The following is a 20,994-nucleotide window of genomic DNA, read 5'->3' as shown; positions in this document are numbered from 1 at the left end:
GCGACCCGCTACGACAAGACCGCCGAGTCCTACCAGGCCGCCGTCACCCTGGCATCCCTGCTGATGTGGGCGTGAGATTTGACGACAACTCCTAGGGGGGCGCGTCGGCTGGGGGCAGCCGGCCGCGGGTCGGCCGGCCCCCGGGGGTGCCGCTTCGGGCTGGGGGCGGCTGGCCTCGGGTCGCTCGGTCCCGGGGGAGCGCCTCGGGCTGGGGGCGGCCAGCCTCGGATCGCTCGGTCCGGGGGAGCTGCCTCGGACCCCGGGGGACCTCCGCAGGTCCGAGGCGGCGGCCCGTCTCAGGTCCTGACTCGCCGCCCTCGCTCTCGGGTCCGGTGCGCCGCCCTCGCTCTCAGGACCGGAGCGACGCCTCCGCATCCGTGCCGAGGCCGTCCGTGCCGTCGCCGGCGCCCCGTACCCGGTAGCCGCCCCTGAGCACCCGCAGGTCCATCCACTGCCCCATCCGGCGGTACCCCTCGTCGCCCGGGTGCAGGTGGTCGCCCGAGTCGTACACCGCCAGCATCCGCGACGGCGCGTACGGGTCCCGTACCGCCCGGTCGAAGTCCACCACCGCGTCGAAGACCCGCCCGGCCCGGATCTCCTCGTTCACCGTGTTGCGTACGGCCTCCAGCTCCGGGGTCCAGGCCGGGTGGCCGCCGAACGGCAGCAGCGTGCTGCCCACCACCCGCTTCTGCCGCGCGTGCCCCTGCCGTACGAGTTCCCGCAGCCCCGCCACGATCCGCGCCGGGTCCCGCTCGTGCGGCGGCGCGATGATGTCGTTGATCCCCAGCAGCACCACGACCGCCCGTACCGCCGGCCGGTCCGCGGCGTCCGTACGGAACCGGGAGAGGCCGCTCGGCCCACGGTTGTCGGTGAGCAGCCGGTTCCCGCTGATGCCCTGGTTGAGCACGCCGTAGTGCGGGGCTCCCGGCTCGGCCCGCAGCCGGTCGGAGAGCACGTCCGGGTAGCGGCGGTTGGCGTCGGTCGTGGACGCTATTCCGTCCGTGATCGAGTCGCCGAAGAGCACCACGGCCCCGTCCGCGTCCGGGTTCAGCACCTCCACGCCGGTCAGGTAGCGCCAGTTGTCACCCTGCTTGCGGTAGGAGCCGCCCGAGGCGTCCTCGGTGCGGTCGCCGTCCGCGACGTACCCGGCCTGGCGGGCGTGCGGGTGGTACGTCACGGGTCCGCTCGCCGACGCGGAGAACACGGTGACCAGGAGCTCGCCGTCGTACGGCACCTTGATCGCCGTACGGTCACCGGTCACGGTCCCGCCCGCCGGAACGGTCACGGACGCCTTCCCCCGGAAGGTCACGCGCCGCATGGTCCCGGGCTCGGCCGCCGGGGCGCCGGAGGCCGCTGCGACGGCGATGGACGCGTGCGAGACGGTGAGGGGCTTGTCGCCGAAGCGGTTGGAGAGGGTGATGCGGGCGCTGTGCCCGCCGATGCTGGTGTGCACGACGTTACGGATGGAACGCCCGGGGAGCCCGCGTGGAGTGCGTGGCTCCGGGCCGACGGGGGAGGCGGACCAGGTACCGGTCCACTGGGCGACGGCGGCGGGCCGCAGCCCCGTACTGCCGCCGTTCCGGCCTCCGTCGGAACGGCCGCTGTGTGCGTCTCGCCCCTCGCGCGCACCGCGCGGGGAGTCGTCACCCGACAACAGCCCGGTGAGGGCGAAGATGCCGCAGGAGATCATGACGACCACTGCTGCCAAGCCGGCCAGCAGGGCATAACCATTGCGCCTGGTCATGCGGTGGGGCACTCCTCATCAATTATTCGAACTGGTCACCATGATGCGGTATGACCTTGTGAAGAGGGACGCCGGGGAACTCCAGGTGCGTTCCGGGAGTAGGTCAGGTAGGGACATTGCGTACGGGTCCTTACTCAGGGGGCGGCCGGCACCTGGCACCCCGGGCGCGGGCGCCGATGCCGGATCGGCAAGGCAGGCACGGCACGGGTAGGCAAGGTTCGGCACGGCACAGCTGCACGGATCGGCAGAGCACGGATCGGCACGGCACGGATCGGCACAGCACGGATCGGCACGGCGAGCGGAGTGGGCGGAGCGGATGGAACGTACAGACAAGGGTGCCGCCGGACGGGCGGAGAAGCGCGAGAACCGCTCCTCCGCCTTGGGCTCCGCACGTCCCGAGGGTGCGACCGGTGCCACGGGTTCTGCGTACTCCGACGGCGCGACCGGTGCCACGGGCCCGGCGTCCACGGGCGGCAGCACAGGCGGCTCACCCTCCTCATCCGCGCCCCCACCCGCGCCGTCCCCCTTCCGCCGCTCCGGTTCCTCGGAGAAGGCTGCCCGTCCCGCGTCCCGTCCACCCTTCGCCTTCAGCGAGGCCGACGAGGAGAAGCGGCGGGGGGTGCGCCGGATGAAGACCACGGCCACGGGCCTCCTGCTCCTCGTGGCGCTGGTCTACGTCCTCGCGAAGTGGGCGCAGCACAGTGGCTTCACCGGCTGGCCCGGCTATGTAGCGGCGGCGGCGGAGGCCGGCATGGTGGGCGCGATGGCCGACTGGTTCGCGGTCACGGCGCTCTTCAAGCACCCGCTGGGGATCCCGATCCCGCACACGGCGATCATCCCCACGAAGAAGGACCAGCTGGGCGTCTCGCTGGGCTCGTTCGTGGGGGAGAACTTCCTCTCCGAGGACGTCATCAAGGCCCGCCTGGCCCCCCTCGACATGGGCGGCCGTCTCGGCGCCTGGCTGGCCGACCCCGCCCACGCCGACCGGGTCACGGAGGAGCTGGCCACCGCGCTGCGCGGCGCGCTTACGGTCCTGCGCGACTCGGACGTGCAGGCGGTGGTCGGTGAGGCCATCACCCGCCGCGCGGACGCGGCCGAGATCGCCCCGGGGCTGGGCAAGGCGCTCGACAAGGTGGTCGCGGACGGGGCACACCACCGGGCGGTGGACCTGATTTGCACCCGGGCCCACGACTGGCTCGTCATGCACGGCGACTCGGTGATGGACGCGGTCCAGGGGGGCGCTCCCGGCTGGACGCCGCGTTTCGTGGACCGCAAGATCGGCGATCGCGTCTACAAGGAGCTCCTGCGCTTCGTCACCGAGATGCGGGACATGCCGGCCCACCCCGCCCGCGGGGCCATCGACCGCTTCCTGGCGGACTTCGCGACGGACCTCCAGACGGACTCGGACACCAGGGCCCGTACGGAACGCCTGAAGTCGGAGATCCTCAACCGCCCGGAGGTCCAGGACGTCATCGCCTCGGCGTGGTCGGCGGTCCGCTCGATGATCATTGCCGCGGCCGACGACGACCACTCCGAACTGCGCCTGCGCGTGCGGGCCTCCCTGATGTCCCTCGGTAACCGCCTGGCCACGGACGGCCGCCTGCAACGCAAGCTGGAGGGCTGGGTGGAGGGCGCGGCGGTGTACGTCATCACGACCTACCGCTCGGAGATCACGTCCCTGATCACGGACACGGTGGCCGGCTGGGACGCCGAACACACCTCGAAGAAGATCGAGGCCCACATCGGCCGCGACCTGCAGTTCATCCGCATCAACGGAACGGTGGTGGGTGCGTTGGTCGGCCTGATCATCTACACGGTGTCGAGGGCGTTCGGGGCGTAGGGGGGCGGGCGCGATCGCCGACCGCTCGGGGGTGGGGTGGGGCGGGTCCCTCTCCCCGTCTCCGTACGGCCGGGGCCCGGCTCCGGACGGCGGGTCGGGCCCCACCCCCTACCGTCGGACGGCCCGCTTACGTACGGCGGACGGGCCCGGTTCGGCGCGTGCCCGTATGCCTGGTGAGGCCCCGCCCCTGTACTCGTACGCCCGGCCGGTGAGACCCGCCCCTGTACCCGTACGCCCGGCCGGTGAGACCCGCCCCCGTACCCGTACGCCCGGCCGGTGGGGGCCGCCCCCATACCGCCTAGTCAGCCTTCGACTGTGCGCAGCACTCCGACCGGTCGCCACGGCGCGAGGCCGCCGCCGTGGCTGCCGTCGCGGCCCAGGAAGCCGCAGCAACCCCACCCGCCACGGCGAACACCGCAGGCCAGGCCCCGACCCTCTTCGCCAACGGGTGCGACCCGGCGAAGCCGGCCACGTACAGTCCGGTCAGGCCCGCCGCGACCTTCCCTCCGGCCTCCTGCCGCCACTGCCGAGCAGCGACAGCCCCTGCCGCGGCCAGCGCCACCCCACCCAACGGCCGCTTCCTGGTCCAACGGGCAACCCCGTAGCCCCCCACCAACCCGGTAGCGGCAACGAGGGACGTGGGCACCTTGGCCATGGCTACTGCCTCCAGTTCTGCTGCGCCACCCAGGACGCAAGCCTTTCCCCCGAGGCTAACGACCTCGTCCCTCCACCGAGCTCAGGGGCCCTGCCCGCCCCGGGTACGCGTGGTGAAGTCAGCGCGAGGTGTTGCGACGGCGTGGCGATGTGTTGACCCGTCGACGACGCGTTCCTCACGATTCCCAGCTACCCCCTCCTACTCGCTCACCGGTACCTCAAGGGCGCTGATTCGTTCCTGCCGCAGGGTTGGGACCTGACTCCACGACGGACAGGCGCACTGGTTACGCAGCGTCACCCGCAGGGCTAGTTCGAGGTTTGTGCAGGTACCCGGGTCATCCACTCGTAGTTATGTCAGCCCAATGGTCCAAATGAGTAGGGGCGGCCCTGTGCAGATCTCTCGCGTAACTCGAAACGTGCTGGTGTCGGCGGTGGCAGCGGCCTGCACCGCCTCCGCTTCCGCAGCGCCGGCTCACGCCTCGGCGTTCGGGTCAACTGCGGTGAATACCTTCTCGTACACGGTGGGAGGAGCGACGGTAAAGGTGCCGACCGGATGCTTCTTCACCCACATCATCAAGGGAAGCGGCAGGAGGATCGAGCGCCAGAACGCGGGTGTGGACTGTGGCTTCGTGGCTGCGCTGAGTCCCGGCTTTTGCAACTGGAGAATCGACTTCACCTACGCGGACATGAACAACGCGACGTACAAGACCTCCCGGGGGAAGTCTCACCCCGAGTGCAAGATTGATCCCATGAGGAACAACTCTCCGCAGACGCTTCCGCGTTACGGAAGGGCATGCACGCATCTTTACGTCAATGGGATCCGCCGGTCCAGCCAGTGCCACTACATCAAGAAGTGAGTGCTCCATGGTGAATGTGAAACGACCGCCGGAGCGCGACCGCCTACTCAAGGTCGCTGCCTTCTTGGTGGGGTTGCTCGGGTCTCTCGGATTCTTCGGCTACTTTCCGGGGCTGCCTCATGTGATTGACGGGGGCGCGGTCCTGGCGTCAACCGGGGTGGGCACGCTGGCCACTTGGTTGTGCGGACGGCGAATCGACAGGAACAGGGGCGGTAGGAGTGGCTGAGCACCGCGTTTGATCCCGGTGTGCTGTCGGCCCTCCCCGTAGGGCCGACAGCCTTGGTCTGCCACGCGTCCCGGCGCTCCTGCGATCCCAACGATCCCTACGACTCGCAGCCGACGCCGTCGCCGTCCCGGTCGAGGTGGTTGGCGTAGCCGGGGTCGCCCGTTCGGATCGGGGCGGCGTCTGCGGCACGTACCGCCGTGCAGTTCTTGAAGTACACCTGCGCCGCGGGCTTCTCGGCCCCGGCCCCGGCCCCGGCCGCCGTGCCGGTTTCGGCCTTGGGGGCGGTCCTGGTCCTTGGCTTGGTGGGGGCGGGAGCAGCGGTGTTCATGGTGACCCGTACCACCGCCGTGCCCTCCAGGGGCTTCGCGAGAGCTCCCGCGCCGCTCCCCTTGACCTTCACCTTGTACATGAAGTCGTCCTCGCCCACGTACGTGGGAGCGGGCGTATAGGTGACGCGGGTCCCGCTCAGGGTGGCCGTGCCGTGGCGCGGCTTGGAGTCCAGGGTCAGTACGTACTCGGGCGCACTCACCGACTTGAGGAACGGTTCGCCGTGCGCACCTCCCTTGGAGAAGGTGTCGTTCGTCAACACCGCCACCACGACCGACTTCCCGTCCTCCGTACTCTTCGCGTCGTCGACGAGCTGGAGCACGGGCGGATGCGTGGCGGCGTCCGCCTTCACCACACCGGCGTCTCCGCCCGCGCCGGCGCCACCGTCCTTCTCCTCGGCCGAAGCGCCGCCCTCACAGCCAACGAGCGCCACAGCCAATGCCACAGCAGCCCCACTGATCACAGCCGCACGCCGACGTGCGGCACCTCTCACCCACAACATGTGCCCCCCAAGGCATCTGTCCGAAGTCCAAGCGTTCGAAAGTTTCGAAAGTTCAGTTCTCAAGTGAACTGAGAGGCTGATGATGACAGTGCGGTGAAGGAATGGTGGTGGAGGGGTGGTGCATTGACCGAAAGTCGCCATCCCGCCGCATCACCCCGGAGCCACCGCCCCGACCACCTCGCTCCACCCGACGCCTCACATCCGCCCGCACGCCCAGATCCGGGCCCCGGCGGCCCGAAGTCGCGCAAGGTACGCCATGAACGTCCCTGGCGAAACCTTGGTCACAATCGCCGCCTAGCGGCGGTAAGTGTTCGGTGACGGGGCAACTCGTCCCATAGGGGCCGGGGGGTGGAAGCGAGGGAAAGTGGTCGGAGGTACGACCCGGAGGTGGCTGTCAGCGTGTTGCTGTTCTGGCAAGCAGGCTTGCCATTAATGCAGGTGTGGAGTGACGGTGGCTGCCATAAGAACCCCGGCAGTACAGGAGGCCACCGTGTCCAGCCCCAGCCCCAGCCCCAGCCCCAGCCCCAGCCCCAGCCCTGCCCCCGCCGGACATCAGGACCCCGAGCACTTCGACGTCGTCGTGGTCGGCGGTGGTGCCGCGGGCCTCAGCGCCGCGCTCATCCTCGGCCGCTCATGCCGCTCCGTACTCGTCGTCGACGCCGGTCAGCCGCGCAATGCTCCCGCCGCCCACATGCAGGGGTACCTGACCCGGGACGGGATGCCACCGGAGGAGTTCCTCGCCGCCGGGCGACAGGAGATCGAGCAGTACGGAGTCCGCCTCGTCAAGGACGAGGTCACCGACATCGCGCCGTACGGGAAGGGCGATTCCAGGCCGTACGGGAAAGGCGAATTCGAAGTCCGACTCCGTAAGGGCCCCTCCGTCCACGCCCGCCGTGTCGTCATCGCCACCGGCCTCGTCGACGAGCTGCCCGGCATCCCCGGCCTGGCCGAACGCTGGGGCCGCGATGTCCTGCACTGCCCGTACTGCCACGGCTGGGAGGTACGGGGCCGCGCCTTCGGTGTCCTCGCCCACCCCGCGCTCGGGGCGCACCAGGCCCTCCTCCTGACCCAGTGGTCCCCAAGCGTCACCCTCTTCATGCACGACGTCGCCGAACTCCCCGAGGGCCAACGCGCACAGCTCAAGGCGGCGGGTGTCCCGATCGTCGAAGGGCCGGTCTGCGAACTCGTCGTGGAAGACAACCAACTCACCGGCCTGCGTACCGCAGAGGGAAAGGTCGTCCCCGTGGACGTCCTGTTCGCCGCCGGGCGGCCCGTCCCCCGCGACACCCTGCTGAAGCGCCTCGGCGCCCGTACGACGGACACCCCCGTCGGGCCCTACCCCGAGGTCGACCCGACGGGCCGCACCAGCGTCCCGGGCATCTGGGCCGTGGGAAACGCGGCCGGCCCGACCGAACAGGTCATCAACGCCGCAAGCGCGGGCTACCGGGCCGGCGCAACGATCAACGCCGAGCTGACCTTCGCGGACCTGGAACGCGTGATGAAGGACGCGTGACGGGTTGAGCGGCGCGGGGGCGGGGGTGGCACGACGCGCGGGGCGCGCTCCGGTCCAGGGCGCACGAGATGCACGAGTCGTACGCCGCACGCAACGCGCTCATACGGCGTCCTTGGCGGCGAGAACGACGAGGGGCGCGGGCCCGGTGCGACGAGCGTCGGCCGCACGCGGGAGGCGCGGCAGGCCGGGGTGGGCCGCCGGCGCCCAGTTGCCGTACCCGAGCACCCAGCTGGACTGGACACGCGAACGGGGGCGGAGCCACGAACCGCACGCCGAGCACACCAACCCACCCCGCACACCCCCACACACACCGCCCCCCCCACGCCCCACACCCCCACACCCCGTCCTGCCCCCCTCACCGCCTACTCGCAGCCCACCCCGTCCCCGTCCCGGTCCAGGTGCCGTCCGTACCCGGGGTCACCCGCCCTGATCGGCGCGGCGCCGGCGGCACGCACGGCGGAGCAGTTCGCGTACGAGACGCTGCCACCCCCGCCGCCACCGCCGGAGGCACTGCTTGCGCCGCCCCCTGAACTTCCACCACTCCCGGAGCTCCCCGAACTGCCGCCGCTCCCACTACCACTCCCACCGGAGTAGGGCTCGCAACCGACGCCGTCCCCGTCCCGGTCGAGGTGGGAGGCGTAACCGGGCTGCCCTTCCCTGACCGGTGCGGCGCCCGCGGCGCGTACCGCGGCACAGTTCTCGTAGTAGACCTTCGGCGCGGGCTTCTTGGTCCTGACGGGCGCGGGCTTCTTGGTCCGCACCGGGGCAGGCTTGGGTGCGGAAACGGTCAGCCGCACAACAGCCGTGTCGGGGGTGACAGTTGAGCCGCCACGCCCGCTCCCGCTGCTCTCGGCACTGTCGACGACGACCTTGTACGTGAACTCATCCTCGCCCCCGAACCCGGCCTGCGGCGTGTATACGAAGCCGTTCCCGTCCGGGCTGACGACCGCGGTGCCCATGATGGGTTGCTTGTCGAGGGAGAGCGTGAACTCACCCTTGGGTATCGCCTCTTCAAGAGGTTCTGCCGCGCCACCGGGCACGGCGAAAGTATCGTTCGTCAGGACATTCACAGTGACTGGTTTGACACTCTTGACGCTTGCGGTGTCGTCAACGAGACCGAGCACGCCGCCGGCCGGCGACGGCGACGGAGTCGCCTCCGTCGCCGAAGGAGTCGCAGCCGCCGTCTTCTCCACCGCGCTCGACGCGTCCGCGACCGGCTTGGCATCGGTCGGAGTGCTGCCCCCGCACCCCGCCAACGTCACCGCCAGGACGACGGCCACCCCACCCGTCAACGCCGCACGCTGACGCCTCGCACCGTTCCTCGACAACACATGCCCCCCAAGGCTCCCTGAGTGAACTGAGGACCCAATGATGGCATTTGTGTGAAGATCGGGTAATGAAACAGTGACCCATTGGCTTGAATTCGCCCTCGTCGCCCGGTCCGTTTCAGGGCTTGGAGGCGAAGTGGAAGAACCCTGTGGACGGGTCTTCCGGAGTGCCGATCAGTAGCGCACGGTCGAGCAGGCCGTTGTTGTTTTCGCAGCTCGTCTCGGGCAGGAGCACGCAAGCGTGACAGGCCGCGAGGTTGATGCTGCCCGCGCCGCTCGCCTCCGACTCGACACACAACGGGTCCGCCGAACACCACTCCGCGCGCTTCAGCGCAGATCGGACAGCGGCCTCCAGTCGCTTCGGATCTCCCTGGGCGACCACGCCGCCCAGGCTTCCCGCGGAGTCGCTCGTCGCGGTGTAGATGAGCAGCCCCGCCATCATGTCGTCGGAGTAGAGGCGTTCCCGTAGGGAGGCGGCCGGGTAACCGCCGTCCAGGCTCCACTCGTTGATGAGCGCGTGCGCGAAGGTGTGCAGCAGCACCATGCGGGGGGTGGCCGGCGACGTGGGTACGTTCTCCGGATCCTGAGCCCTCTCCTTGAGGAGTCGCTGGTGATTCTTGCGCATCCTCTCGACGCGGGCGGCGACAGCGGTGTTGCGGGCCCACTCGTCGACCAGGCACTCGTCGAGTCGGAGGAAGACACCCTCGCCCTGAACCTCCATGGCGGGGAGCCAGTCCATCGGCTCCAGGGACAGAGCGGCCTCGTGGACATCCGTGTTGCTGTCGGGGGAGTCCACCCGGGAGAAGGACTTGAGGGCCCGTACCTCGCGGAGTCGCTTGACGAGCATCGGGCGGTCGAGCCCGAGCGCACGCAGAGGAGCGGAGTCGGCGGTGGGCGGCTCGCAGACGAACTGCTGGTCGTTCGCTCCTTCGCCCAGACGCCCGTACTCCTGCTTGCGCAGGGCGAGGTAGGCGTGATCCTTGGGGGAGGCCTCCCCGGGTTCGGGCTCCTCGTGGCTCTCGGCGAGGATCAGCTGCTCGACCTGTTCGACGGAGAAGGGCTGGAAGTGCCCGGGAAGGTTCTTGTTCATCGTATTCACGAAGATCTGCAGCCCGGCCCGGTCGTAGGCGCGCACGTCGTCGTCCAGGTGGCGCGCCAACCAGTTCGCCCGCTCGTTGCTCCACGGCGGGATGGCGAGCACGGACCTCACGATCGGTTGCCAGGCGGCGGAGGAACCGCGCTGCAGGGTGCGCGGGGTCTCGGCGCAGGGATCGGCCGTGGCGTTCTTCAGCCACGGGCGCCTGCCCTCGCAGCGGACCTTGAGCTCGGACAGGGTCGCGCGCCGGAAGGCGCCCTCCATGGAGACCTCGGGGATTCCACAGGTGCAGGAGATCAGGACGGAACGCAGCGACGCGGTCTTCCCGCTGGTGCGCAGGCGCATCTCGCCGCCGCAGTGCCCCGCTGTGTCCTCCTGCCGGTTCTTGCGGTGCGCCCACTTCCAGTACGGGAAGTCGTCGATGTGTCCGTGGGCGCAGGCCACCACGAAGCGGGACGGGACCAGTTCTTCGAGGCAGTCACCGCATTCGTTCCTCAGTGGTGGGGAGTTGAACTTCCGCACGTGTTGGAGGGCCGCGCAGTTCGGGCAGGAGTGCCAGAGCGGGAAGCGGCGTACGCGGACCCCGTCCCCGCCGGTGTCGTCGGAGGCAGGGGGTAGCCGGAAGTACTTCACGCCGAGAACCCTGGCCAGCCGACGCTCGTGGATCACCGGGGCCCGGTCCACGTTCCACGAGTCGATTCCGGCCACTATGAACGACTCGCTGTCGACGGCGATCATCGATCCCACGCCGTAGGTGGTGATCATTTGTGCCCGGCGTACGGAACCACGTCGAGGGAAACTCCGCGCGGGCGGCTCGCCGGCACCGCGGCGACGACGGGCGGGGGGCGGGGTCATCGGGTTGCCTCCAGGAACAGGCCGGACTCGGCGTCGACGTCGCGCAGGCTCCACAGGGTCGGCCACGCTTCTGCGGCTTCGGGCTTGTCGTCGTAGGGGGTCAGCAGGGACGGGGTGCGACTGCCGCGCCTGGGCTCGTAGAGGAGACCTCCGTAGGCCTCGGCGTCCTGCGCCCATCGGTCGACGAAGGTGTCGAAGGCCTCGGCCGTAGCCCGGTGTTCGTCCCTGTCGATGCTGCTCACGCGGTTGAGGAGGATCGGCCTGATCTCCTCCTCCAGGCGGTCGCGGTACTCGTCGACACGTCCCGCGCCGTCGTTCGGGCGGGCCTCCGGGATCAGGATGCGGGCGAGAGCGACGATCACGGCGTGCAGTCCGCGGTCCCGTGAACGGGCGGAGAACGGTGTCACACTCGTCGACTCGACCTCACGGTAGAGAGCCGAGTGGTAGTGCTGGAAGCTCTCGTAGTGGGACCGGTCCCTGGACCTCGCGGAGTTGAGCATGACGGCGACCAGGCCGGGGTGGCTCCGGCCGACGCGGCTGGTCGCCTGGATGTACTCGGCGGTGGTCTGCGGCTGGCCCATGACAGCCATCAGGCCCAGCCGGTCGATGTCGACGCCGACGGAGATCATGTTCGTCGCGAGCAGTACGTCCACCACGTTCTTGTGGGGATACGTCAGCTCGACCTGCTTGAGTCTGGCAGGGATCTCACTCGAATTGGCGCGGCTGGTCAGCTCCGTCAGTTCGGCGACAGTGCGCTTCTCGACGCCGTCCCGCTCGGCCAGGTACTCCAAATAGGCGTCGACGTCGTCGTGGACCTGGAGTTCGGCGGCGGCCAGCAGGCGCAGGCTGTTGAAATAGCCGACCAGTGTCCAGTAGGCGTCCCGTACGTCGTGCTGGGTGTCGGTGCGCATCGCCCGGTGGAGCAGGTTCGCGTACGTACGGATCAGCAGCGTCGACTGGCTGGTGCTGGGGGTGAGCAGACCGACGTACTGGCGCGTGGCCTTGCGCTCGCGCGGGGTCTCCACGGCGAACCAGGAGTCGCGCGAGTCCAGTCCGGCGGGCGGGAACTGCGAGACCCTGCGGGAGAACAGGGCTCGCCCCTGCGCGGAGGCGCGCCGAATGGTCGCCGTCGACGCGATCACCTTGGGCCGGTCGGCGAGGACGTCCACCGCCGTCTCGTACAGGCCGGTGAGCGTGCCGAGCGGGCCGGAGATCAGGTGCAGCTCGTCCTGGACGATCAGCTCGGGCGGCGGCGTGCGGTCCTCGCGCCCGCGGTCCCGGTTGAAGAGGGCCGCGGTCTGCTCCCGCCACGGCATGGAGGCGAACTTGTCGACCGTGGCGATCACCAGGGTGGGCCTGGCGTCGTAGACGGCCTCGTCGACCAGATGGACCGGCAGTCCGTCCCGGAAGTCGCACTCCCCGTCCGGGCAGGTCACGTGCATGCGCGGCATCTGCTCGTCCACCTCGTACTGGAAGGCGTCCAACCGGCTGCCGCACCAGGGGCAGGCGTGGAGCTGTACGGGGTTCTGCTCCTGGAGGTCCTTGCCCTTGCGCAGCTCGACGAGGCCGGCCGTCGCGACGTCGAGCCGGTTGGGGGTCGCCGACTTCCCGACCCACATGCCGATGGAGATCTGTTCGTCGCCGAACAGGTTCCGATGGGTGAGCCTGATGCGTTCCATCGCGCAGATCAGGATCGCGGCGCGCTCGAACTGCTGCAACGTGAGCAGGCGCAGCGTGTAGCGCATGAGGACGGTCACGCCCGCACCGTGCTCCTGGAGCCGGATGCGCCGCAGGAAGGTGGTGAACGCGATCAGACCGAGGTACGCCTCGGTCTTGCCGCCGCCGGTGGGGAACCACAGCAGGTCCGCGACCTCACGGTCCTCGTGGTCGGGGTCGACGATCCCTTCGAGGCACAACAGCAGGAAGGCGACCTGGAACGGCCGCCATCGGCCCGCCCTCTCGTCCACCGCGCCCTTGCGTCCGCCCCTCACCCACACGCTGCGGGCCCGCTGCTGGGCCATCGCGGCGTTGGCGTGCCGGAAGGCAGTCATGGCGTCGGGCTCGGTCCGCAGCATCTCGACACCCCGTCGCACACGGGCCAGGGCGTCGACGCACTGCTGGATCTGCTCCAGGGCGGCCGGGGCGAACGAACTGCCCACCAACGCATCGGCCTCGGCCCTCTTACGTTCGATCCATTCCGCGTAACCGGTCGCCAGACCTTCGAGCGCGGCCAACACTGCCGCATCCGAGCCGGTGGCCAGAGCGTGCATGGTGAGGGAGGAGTCGTCGATGTCCGGGTTGGAGTCCGTCAGCAGCACCTCGTGCGCCGGCAGGAACTCGGTACGCACCTCGGCGACGGTCGCAGGAGCGGTGTCGGTCGAACCGACGGCGGGCGGGGTCCAGTCCCACTCCGCCGAGCAACCGTGCCCCACGGCGAAGGTCGGCGCGTGACGGTGCAGCAACCGGCTCGCGGCCTGCTCCGGATCCACGGCGCCGAGCGCCGAGGGCCGCTCCACGAAGAGCCGGGAGCCGTCGTCCGCAGTTGCCGTGATGCGCGGCTGGTAGAGGCAGAAGGCGTCCTGGAGTTCGCCTTCACCGACCTGCTTGCCGTTGATGAGCGTGACGGTGACGGTCACGGTGCCGGAGGATACGGCCGGCTTGCGAACGAGGACCTGCAACGTGTGGGTGTCGGGGAGGTCGGTCGCCCTTTCGACGAGTTGGAAGGTGTCGTCGACGAGAGCGAACCACCGGGTTCCCGCGTCCCGAACGTCGATCGGGACCGGCCGGACGAACAACGGGCGCCGACGCCAGTTCTCCGACTGTTCCGAGGTGCTCCGCGCTTCCGCGCGCCTGGCCGGCACCGGGCGGCCCTCGGCGTCCACGGGCTCGTACACGGCGGCCTCCACCATGATCCGCAGACTTGACGACACCGTCGGGGCGACGGCGAAGGTGAGCCCCATGGAGGCGGGCCGACGGTCGTTGGACAGGGAGGCCCCCGGCTCGGGGCCGGTGTCCTCGATGTCCTTCCGCTTCGACAGCGGCGCCTCGTCGAGGCCCTCGGTCTCATGAAGCGCGTCGGCGAGGTCCCGGTCCGCGGCCTCGGTCGCGGGACGGGGGAAGAGCACACCGATCGGGTACGCGGTGATCGGCGGGTCCTGGGTCAGGACCTCGTCCTCCGCTCCCGGACCGAGCAGGTCCCGGCGCAACTGGGACACGAGCTCGTCGCGCACCGCGTAGTGCGCGGCGTGCCGATTCTCGGCAGCGGTCATCGGCTCTCGCCTTCCTGATTGTTGATCCATGTGTGGTGACCGAGCCCGGACAGGCGGGGGACGGCCCAGACGCCGTGGTCACCGAGTCCGGCCCGAGCGCCGGATGCGGTACTGCCCGCGACGCTCTCCAGGCTGTCGACCCTGAACCCGCGTATCTCGTGCGGCCATTTGATGTCCCACGTGGTGCCCACCCTCAGCGAGGCGAAGAGGTCCTGGCGGAACTTCTCGGAGACGACGGCGACCGGGGTGTCTGCGTGGATGACGGTGTACGGCGGGCTCTGGTCGGCCGCCGCGGGGAGCTCGTGCTGAAGGCGCAGCCTGAGCTCGTCCCCGGGACGTACCGAGGACAGCAGGTATTCCTGTACGTCCAGCGGATTGTGCTCGAACCCGTCCGTGCCCGGCGGCTGTGCACGGCAGACGTCCCGCCCGGTGGCCTCGATACCCCGGCGTACGTACGACTTCCAACCGCCGACGTACCAGCGGTCGACGGCCCTGTCCCTGCGAACGAGTGCGGTGTCCGGGGCGGCGAGGCGGTAGAGATCCTCCCGGGGGCGCGTCATGGCGACATACAGGGAGCGGGCCTCGGCGGCCGGGTCGACGTGCGTGTGGTGGCGACGCAGCTCCGCGACCGTCACCGGCTCGACAACAATCACCCGGTCGAACTCGAGCCCTTTGGCCCGGTGCACGGTCGACACCACCAACCGGGCCGGCTCGGGTGAGGACAGCTCGTCGGGGAACCGGCCTTCCGCGACGAGCCTGCGTGTGGCAGCCATGTCCAGCAGGCCGCGCGGCCCACGGGCGGCAGCGCGCAGTGCACGCCAGACCTCGGTCGGATGCATGGACGGCGCCTGCCCTGATTCCGCGAGGAGCTCGCGGAAGCGGTCCTCGTTCATCGTGGCCGATCCCGCTCCGCGCAGCAGTCCGGCGACCCAGGCGGGAGATGGGCGGTCCTGGAGGGACCGCTGCATGCGGTGGGGCACGCCGTTCTCGAAGAGGGCCTCCGACAGGACGAGGGCCTGCCGGTTGTCTCGGCACAGGATCGCGCACGTGTCGGGGAAGTCGCGCAGGGAGGCGAGCGTGAAGGGATCGGTCAGGTCCCCGAAGTCGGGGCAGGACATCAACAGCCCGCGCAGTTCCCGGTGCGCCGCCTCGCCGTCCGACGACGCCCCGGCGGTGTCCGACGCGAGCCGCCGGAGCACGGGCCCGAGCGGCAGGGCCGTACGCGACTCCGGGCTGCGTGCACGGAAGTTCACGGTCAGGTGCAGTTCGAGGAGGTCGTCCGGGTACGAGGCACGCAACCAGTCGAAGAAGTAGTTGGTCTCGGCGGCCCTCGCGTCCGGGTCGGACACCTGGAAGCCGAAGATGGCCTGTGCGCCGTCGCCGACCACGGTGAACCCGCAGCTGTCCTGGAAGTGGTCGAGGAGGGTCTCCACCATGTCCCGGCGGTGGCCCACCAGGTCCTGCACCTCGTCGATCACCACATGGGCGGGGGCCCCGAGCTCGCCGGCCTCGACGGCGCCCCGGATGACGGCCTTCGTCGCCTCCTGGATACGGTCGTCGAAGCTGAGGCGCCCCCACTCCTCGTCCGGGTGGGCGCTGTTGAGCAGGGAGTACGCCCAGGAGTCGAAGGTCTGGGCACGGACCCGCCGCGCTGCCCCGCCGTGCGCGGCGATCCGCCGGCGCAGCTCGCGGACGGCGGCCCGGGAGAAGCTGAGGACGAGGATCTCCCGTGCATCGAGACCCTCCGTCCCGTCGCTCATCAACGAGTCCAGCCTGCGGACCAGGGTGTGGGTCTTGCCCGCCCCGGCCCCGGCCGTCACCAGCACCCGGGCGTCCCAGGGCTGGTCGACGACGGCCTGCTGCTCGGCGGTCAGGGCGGGGCTCTCCAGGTACGCACCGGTCACTTGACACCCCAGAGGTGCTCGAACTGGGTGAAGGCCAGGGCCTTGCCGTAGTTGGTGATGTTGTCCTTGACGTTGAGGATGAGGCAGGTGTCCTTGCCGCCGTTGCGCGGGCCGCGCAGACCGCGGCCGATCATCTGTTGGTAGATGTTCGGGCTGTACGTGGGTCGGGCGACGACCACGGCGCGGGTGGCCGGGGCGTCGAATCCCTGGGACAGGACACCGTAGTTGGTCAGGACGCGGGTCTGGCCGCGACGGAAGGACTCGATGCGACGTCGGCGCTCGCTGGCGGAGGTGGCGGAATCGACGGCGGCGGCGGTGATGCCCCGGTCGTTGAGCTTGGCTGCCAGGAACTTGGCGTGAGCCACGGACGTGGCGAACACAAGGACGGGCCAGTCGGCGGGCATGTCGCCGATCTCGTCGATGATGCGGCGGTTGCGGTCGTGGTCGTCGGCCAGTCGTTGCTCGGCGGCCTTCGACAGCACACTGAGCTGTTCGGCACGCTCCATCTCGTCGTTGGTCAACTCGATCGTCCCGCCGGCCAGTTCGCGGTGGGTGACACGGGCCAGCATCCCGAGCTCCTGCAGCTCCTCGTACGGGTCGTTCGTGAAGATCCCGTCGTCGAGGCGGCGGCCGCCGAATCGCTGCACCAGTCGGTGGGTCTCCTCCGCGTGGGTGTTGCGGAACGGGGTGGCCGTGAGCCCGACCAGATGGCGGTCCGTACGGGAGTGGGTGAGGCCGAGCGACGTGAGGATCTCCGTGTACTGGGGCGAGATCGCCACGTGCGCCTCGTCCACGATCACGAGCGAGGCCTTGCGCAGCCAGGCATAGGCATGGGTGTCGAGGTTGACGCGGAGCTTGGCGTCGGTGGCCACCACCAGGTGCGGACGATCGGTGACGGGGCCGGCCTCGTTGGTGCTCCAGAGGCGGCTGACGGCCAGCGGGCTGTCGGCGCCCACCTTCTGCCAGACGAACTTCCAGCTCTGTACCGCCTGTTCGCAGAGCTCCTCGGTCTGGGCGATCCACAGGACAGGGCCGTCGAGCTCCCCGTTCTGCTTGATCCACCGGATGACGGCCTCGGCCGCGACGCGGGTCTTGCCCGCACCGGTGGGCAGGGAGAGCATGCCGCGTTGGGGAACGACCCGGTCCAGCATGGCGAAGAGGTGGGAGGCGAGGCGCTCCTGGTAGTCGTGGAGACGCGGGAACTCCGACGGCCCGTCCACGTCGATCCTCGATTCCAGCGACGGAGCGCGAACTCCGGCGAAGGTGTCGGGGAATCCGAGATCGGCGACGAACCTCACGGCGGCCGTCGCCCCGGTGAAGGACGACGGTGCGTGGCTGGGGTACTTGGCCGTCAGATCACGGGCGTGGACCTGAAGCACTCCGTCGCCGTGAGCGTTGTACGACATCTGCGCGATGCGCTGCGCAGAGGGATCCTCACCGCCGAGGCCCTCGCGCTCGCTCTCCATCAGACCTTCGGGGAGGCGAGCGCGCAGGGCGTCCGCACCGATGAGGAACTCCAGCTTCTCGACGACGGACCCGGACGCGCGGACCTTTTGGAGGGTTTCCTGGAGTTGCTTGTCCTGCTCCTGGCGCTGCTGGTCGTCCAGCACGGCACGGCAGCCCGACGGGCCGAGCCCCCAACGAAGTTCACGGTCGACGGCCACCAGGGCGTCGAGCGTGGACCTCGGTTCGAGGACGAGCACGGTCGTTCCCTGCAGTGCGCTGGGAAGAGGTGTCACCTTGGACCCGTTGGGTGTCTTCACCACCTCGTCCAGTTCCGAACAGCGCAGCAGATCGTAGGTGTTCACCTTGCTGCCGAGTCGCTTGCGGAGGGTGGGGAACTCGTCGCGCAGCGGCGTGGGATCCCCCGTCCCGACGTGACGAAGCTCCTTGGTGATCACGTCGGAATGCCGCAGCATCCCCCACTCCTTGATCATCAAGTCCGCGTTCTCGGGGCTGTTGACGAGGAGGGCGGGCAGTTCCTCGTCCCGCAGCGACCGGTACTCCTCGGGAGTTGCGGCGACGGAGATCTCGCCGTCCTCCCGCGTGCCCCACTCCGACCCGATACGGCATCGGGTGAGCGAGTCCTCGGGGAACGGCAGCTGCAGACGGGTCAGCATCACATAGGTGTTGCCGACGAAGACGTCGTCGTCGCTCTCCATCAGTCGGGTCAGCAGGTTCCCCCACTTCTCCGCCGGAACCTCGTCGACCGTGGCCGGCAGGTGCAGCTTGCGTGCCTTCTCCGCGCTGATGTCAGCCACGGGCAGGACGTCGCGGTACCCGGCGAGCTGAGGGCCGACGGCCTCGCCGAGTCGGACATCGCCCTGGGACGTGGGTACCAGGCCGTGCTTGCGCAGCATCCATCGGATCGGCGAGGCCACGGGCGCACGAGTGGCTGCCTGAGCACCGAACTGGCGGGTCCAGGTGTCGATGACGCTGTCGTCAGGGAGGGCCTTGAGGAAGGCGGCCTTGCCTTCCTCGGAGAGTCGGACCAGCAGATGAAGGGGGCCACCGACGGCCGCGCCCTCCAGCTTGAGCCGCGACGGCTGAGGACGGGCCGCGTTGCTGCTCAGGGTCCTGCAGTAACTGTCGTAGACGGCCGTCCGGTAGTCCTCGAACCAGGACTCGCTCTCCGGCCGGTACCCCCCACTCGGTCGATCGCGCAGGCCGAACTCCCTGAACACCGCCATGTCGTCGGAGTGGAAGGTCATGTTCACGGCCACGGCCCGGTCCCTCGACCCGTCGGCGGGAACGACCGGACCCGGGACCAGACAGTCCCTCATGCGGTGGAACCTGCCGTCCACGGTCTGGACGAACAGGGTGTCCAACGGCGACGCGACCCGAGCCTTCACCTCCGTGGTGACGTGGCTGCCACCCGCACTGTGGAAGAGCTCCCAAAAGCGGGTCCAGTCCTGCGCCGAGTATCCGTCGAATCCCTGGTCGAGGACGCCCACGAAGCGGCCGCGGGCGTCCGCCTCCCGGATGCCGAGCTCGCTCAGCGCACTCGCCAGGGACATGTCCTCGGAGAGTTTCGTATCGACGTAGACCAGGTCGTCCTTGAGCCCGTCCTGGACGGTGCGGCGGAAGACCACGCCTGCGACCGGGGCGACCATGCCGTGCGCCTCCGTGAGTACCACCTTCGCCTGCCGGGCCTCCGCCTCGAAGGGGGACCGGTCCCTGATCATCTCGGCGAGGATCCGGATCGCGACCACCGAGGCCTCCGCACTACCGTCCGAGACCAGGGCTTCGAGCCACTCGCGAACCGTCGCGCGGGTGTGCCTCGCGGCCTCCAGGATGTGCTCCACCTTGCCCGAACGGATCTCCATGGCCTCGACGGAGGGGTGGATCCAGTTCGCCGGGCGAGCGGGGCAGGCGTTCCACATCTCCAGCCACTCGGGCCGCAGACGTCCCCGCTTTCCCATGTCGGGATGAATGCGGAGGTCCTTGGGGTTCCTGAGGATGCCGTCCTGGTCGGGCAGTGAGGGACGTTGCGCGGCCATTTCCCAGATCTGCCTGGTCAGGTACATGTCGGCCCAGTTGAGAGTCTCCGACTCCCGGCTGCGGCCCGGCAGCAGCGGCAGGTAGGCGCCCGGGTCCTGCGGAGGGGCGAGGGCGGGAAGCGAATCGACGACGAGTCGGGCAGCGACCTGGATGATCTCCTGGTTGAACGGGCTGGCGTCCAGGAGGTTCTGGCGGTCCTCATTCGTCTTCCACGCCCCGTTGAGCGCACCGCTCAAGGTCATGGGGTACTTGGTCGGGAAGAACGACCAGAACTCTCCACGTCCCCTCGGAGCACTCAGCACCTTCTCCCCGGAGTACTCGGGCACCGCCCAGGCGATGTCGATCGTCCCGCGGTCGTGCATCTCGCCGGCACTGGCCCGAGCGTCCTCGGTGGGACGGTGGGTGAGGGTGAACACCTTCCACTCGCTGCGTGCCGTACGCTGCCCGATCCGCTCCTCGTGAATGACGTGCCGAGGGCCCTCGTGCTCGACCGTGATCTCGCGGCGAACTCTGGGTAGGGAACGCCGGTCCTCAAGGACCACGGTTCCGACGTGGTGGGAGAAGAGCTGGAAACGGGCCGGGAATTCCTGGTGCTCGCTGTCCTTGGAGGGCCGGCTCATGTCATGGCCCAACCGATCCGCCGCGCCGGGGAGCAAGGGGAGCCGCACCACTGTGGTGGCCCATCCCAACAGCTGATCGAGCACGGAGTCCGTCGTCCGCTCCTTGGTCGCATCGAGCGGACGGGCCATGCGCAGCACCGGCGACTCGAACTCTTCGTCCGGTGCGCCACCACGCGCCCTCGCGATCTCCGCACGGGACCAGGCCCGGTCGAACCCGAAGCTTCCGGAGGCGCTGAAGAACTGGGGGGCGTCGGTGACGGCGAGTACGGACTTCACGCCCACGCCGAAGCGGCCGATCTGGCCTCCCCGCTTCTTGGAGACACTCATCCGGAGGATGGTCTCCGCGCCCTCCGGCGTGACTGGTGTGCCCTCATTCGCACAGTAGAGATGCGTGGCGGTGAGAACGACGTGCACCTTGCCGCCGGGAGAGGAGGCGATCTCGTCGGCCGCATTCTGCACGAGCTCGAACAGCTGTCGGTCCCCGTACCCACCCTGGGTGATGCGCCGTTCCCCATTGGCGTGTTCCTGAATCAGCCCCGGGTCCACCCGGTAGGTCTCCAGTACGCGCAGCGACTGGTCCACGATCTTCCTGATCACGGGAGAGTCCGAAGTGCCCTGCGGCAGGGGCTGATTCACGATTTTCCGTTTCCTTCAACTGGGGCGGGAAGCTGGGAAATCGAGCGCCGGCCGTGCGGGCGGGGGAACACACGGCCGGCGCTCGTTACGAATGAACGGTAGACGCGAGGTCTGACAGGGGC

Annotated in this window: 12 protein-coding genes; 3 read left to right on the top strand and 9 right to left on the bottom strand. The window is 69.5% G+C overall.

Translation table 11 applies throughout. The annotated features are described in order from the left end of the window. Positions 1 to 349: 349 nt before the first annotated feature. Positions 350 to 1,744, bottom strand: coding sequence for an SGNH/GDSL hydrolase family protein (locus tag ACIQM4_RS18070; protein WP_401592315.1), 1,395 nt, complete (start codon positions 1,742 to 1,744; stop codon positions 350 to 352). 316 nt (positions 1,745 to 2,060) lie between these two features. Between ACIQM4_RS18070 and ACIQM4_RS18065 the strand changes: the two genes are divergently transcribed. Further along, complete coding sequence (locus ACIQM4_RS18065; RefSeq protein ID WP_401592313.1) at positions 2,061 to 3,584, top strand: DUF445 domain-containing protein; 1,524 nt, start codon at positions 2,061 to 2,063, stop codon at positions 3,582 to 3,584. A gap of 298 nt (positions 3,585 to 3,882) precedes the next feature. Here the strand turns inward: ACIQM4_RS18065 and ACIQM4_RS18060 are convergent, their stop codons facing one another. The 3 genes from ACIQM4_RS18060 to ACIQM4_RS18050 form a co-directional block, all read right to left on the bottom strand. Then, complete coding sequence (locus tag ACIQM4_RS18060) at positions 3,883 to 4,239, bottom strand: hypothetical protein (protein ID WP_401592311.1); 357 nt, start codon at positions 4,237 to 4,239, stop codon at positions 3,883 to 3,885. Between the two features lie 471 nt (positions 4,240 to 4,710). Beyond that, a complete protein-coding gene (locus ACIQM4_RS18055) occupies positions 4,711 to 4,914 on the bottom strand; it encodes a hypothetical protein (RefSeq protein WP_401592309.1) in 204 nt (67 codons plus the stop codon). A gap of 504 nt (positions 4,915 to 5,418) precedes the next feature. After that, positions 5,419 to 6,093 (bottom strand): excalibur calcium-binding domain-containing protein, encoded by a 675-nt coding sequence (locus ACIQM4_RS18050; protein WP_401592307.1) that lies wholly within the window; start codon positions 6,091 to 6,093, stop codon positions 5,419 to 5,421. A gap of 637 nt (positions 6,094 to 6,730) precedes the next feature. Here ACIQM4_RS18050 and ACIQM4_RS18045 point away from each other — a divergent pair. Then, the gene (locus tag ACIQM4_RS18045) at positions 6,731 to 7,663 is read left to right on the top strand and encodes an NAD(P)/FAD-dependent oxidoreductase (protein WP_401592383.1); all 933 of its coding nucleotides are present in this window, start codon (positions 6,731 to 6,733) and stop codon (positions 7,661 to 7,663) included. Positions 7,664 to 8,025: 362 nt separating this feature from the next. Here ACIQM4_RS18045 and ACIQM4_RS18040 read toward each other — a convergent pair whose 3' ends face one another. Further along, positions 8,026 to 8,733: an excalibur calcium-binding domain-containing protein gene (locus ACIQM4_RS18040; protein WP_401592381.1), complete on the bottom strand. Its 708-nt coding sequence runs from the start codon at positions 8,731 to 8,733 to the stop codon at positions 8,026 to 8,028. Between the two features lie 10 nt (positions 8,734 to 8,743). Between ACIQM4_RS18040 and ACIQM4_RS18035 the strand changes: the two genes are divergently transcribed. Continuing rightward, on the top strand, positions 8,744 to 8,968 hold the full coding sequence (locus ACIQM4_RS18035; protein ID WP_401592387.1) for a hypothetical protein: 225 nt from the start codon (positions 8,744 to 8,746) through the stop codon (positions 8,966 to 8,968). Positions 8,969 to 9,109: 141 nt separating this feature from the next. On the opposite strand, the gene drmB is transcribed toward ACIQM4_RS18035, so the two are convergent. The 4 genes from drmB to ACIQM4_RS18015 are packed head-to-tail and all read right to left on the bottom strand — an operon-like array spanning position 9,110 to position 20,872. After that, positions 9,110 to 10,942, bottom strand: coding sequence for a DrmB family protein (gene drmB, locus ACIQM4_RS18030; protein WP_401592305.1), 1,833 nt, complete (start codon positions 10,940 to 10,942; stop codon positions 9,110 to 9,112). Continuing rightward, a complete protein-coding gene (locus ACIQM4_RS18025) occupies positions 10,939 to 14,211 on the bottom strand; it encodes a helicase-related protein (protein WP_401592303.1) in 3,273 nt (1,090 codons plus the stop codon). The genes drmB and ACIQM4_RS18025 overlap by 4 nt, the downstream gene beginning before the upstream one ends. Further along, positions 14,208 to 16,115, bottom strand: a complete 1,908-nt coding sequence (locus ACIQM4_RS18020) for a UvrD-helicase domain-containing protein (RefSeq protein WP_401592301.1) — start codon at positions 16,113 to 16,115, stop codon at positions 14,208 to 14,210. Before ACIQM4_RS18020 ends, ACIQM4_RS18025 begins: the two co-directional genes overlap by 4 nt. Then, the gene (locus ACIQM4_RS18015; protein WP_401592299.1) at positions 16,112 to 20,872 is read right to left on the bottom strand and encodes a DEAD/DEAH box helicase; all 4,761 of its coding nucleotides are present in this window, start codon (positions 20,870 to 20,872) and stop codon (positions 16,112 to 16,114) included. The genes ACIQM4_RS18020 and ACIQM4_RS18015 overlap by 4 nt, the downstream gene beginning before the upstream one ends. Positions 20,873 to 20,994 lie beyond the last annotated feature (122 nt).

Source organism: Streptomyces sp. NPDC091272, from assembly GCF_044757485.1.
Classification (GTDB): Bacteria; Actinomycetota; Actinomycetes; order Streptomycetales; family Streptomycetaceae; genus Streptomyces.
The sequence above is the reverse complement of the archived record's forward strand: the minus strand, read 5'-3'. Positions and strand labels throughout refer to the sequence as shown.

Excerpts from the sequence above, each read along its gene's own strand:
- ACIQM4_RS18070 (WP_401592315.1), bottom strand. The coding sequence starts at position 1,744 with ATGACCAGGCGCAATGGTTATGCCCTGCTGGCCGGCTTGGCAGCAGTG.
- ACIQM4_RS18065 (WP_401592313.1), top strand. The coding sequence starts at position 2,061 with ATGGAACGTACAGACAAGGGTGCCGCCGGACGGGCGGAGAAGCGCGAG.
- ACIQM4_RS18060 (WP_401592311.1), bottom strand. The coding sequence starts at position 4,239 with ATGGCCAAGGTGCCCACGTCCCTCGTTGCCGCTACCGGGTTGGTGGGG.
- drmB (WP_401592305.1), bottom strand. The coding sequence starts at position 10,942 with ATGACCCCGCCCCCCGCCCGTCGTCGCCGCGGTGCCGGCGAGCCGCCC.
- ACIQM4_RS18025 (WP_401592303.1), bottom strand. The coding sequence starts at position 14,211 with ATGACCGCTGCCGAGAATCGGCACGCCGCGCACTACGCGGTGCGCGAC.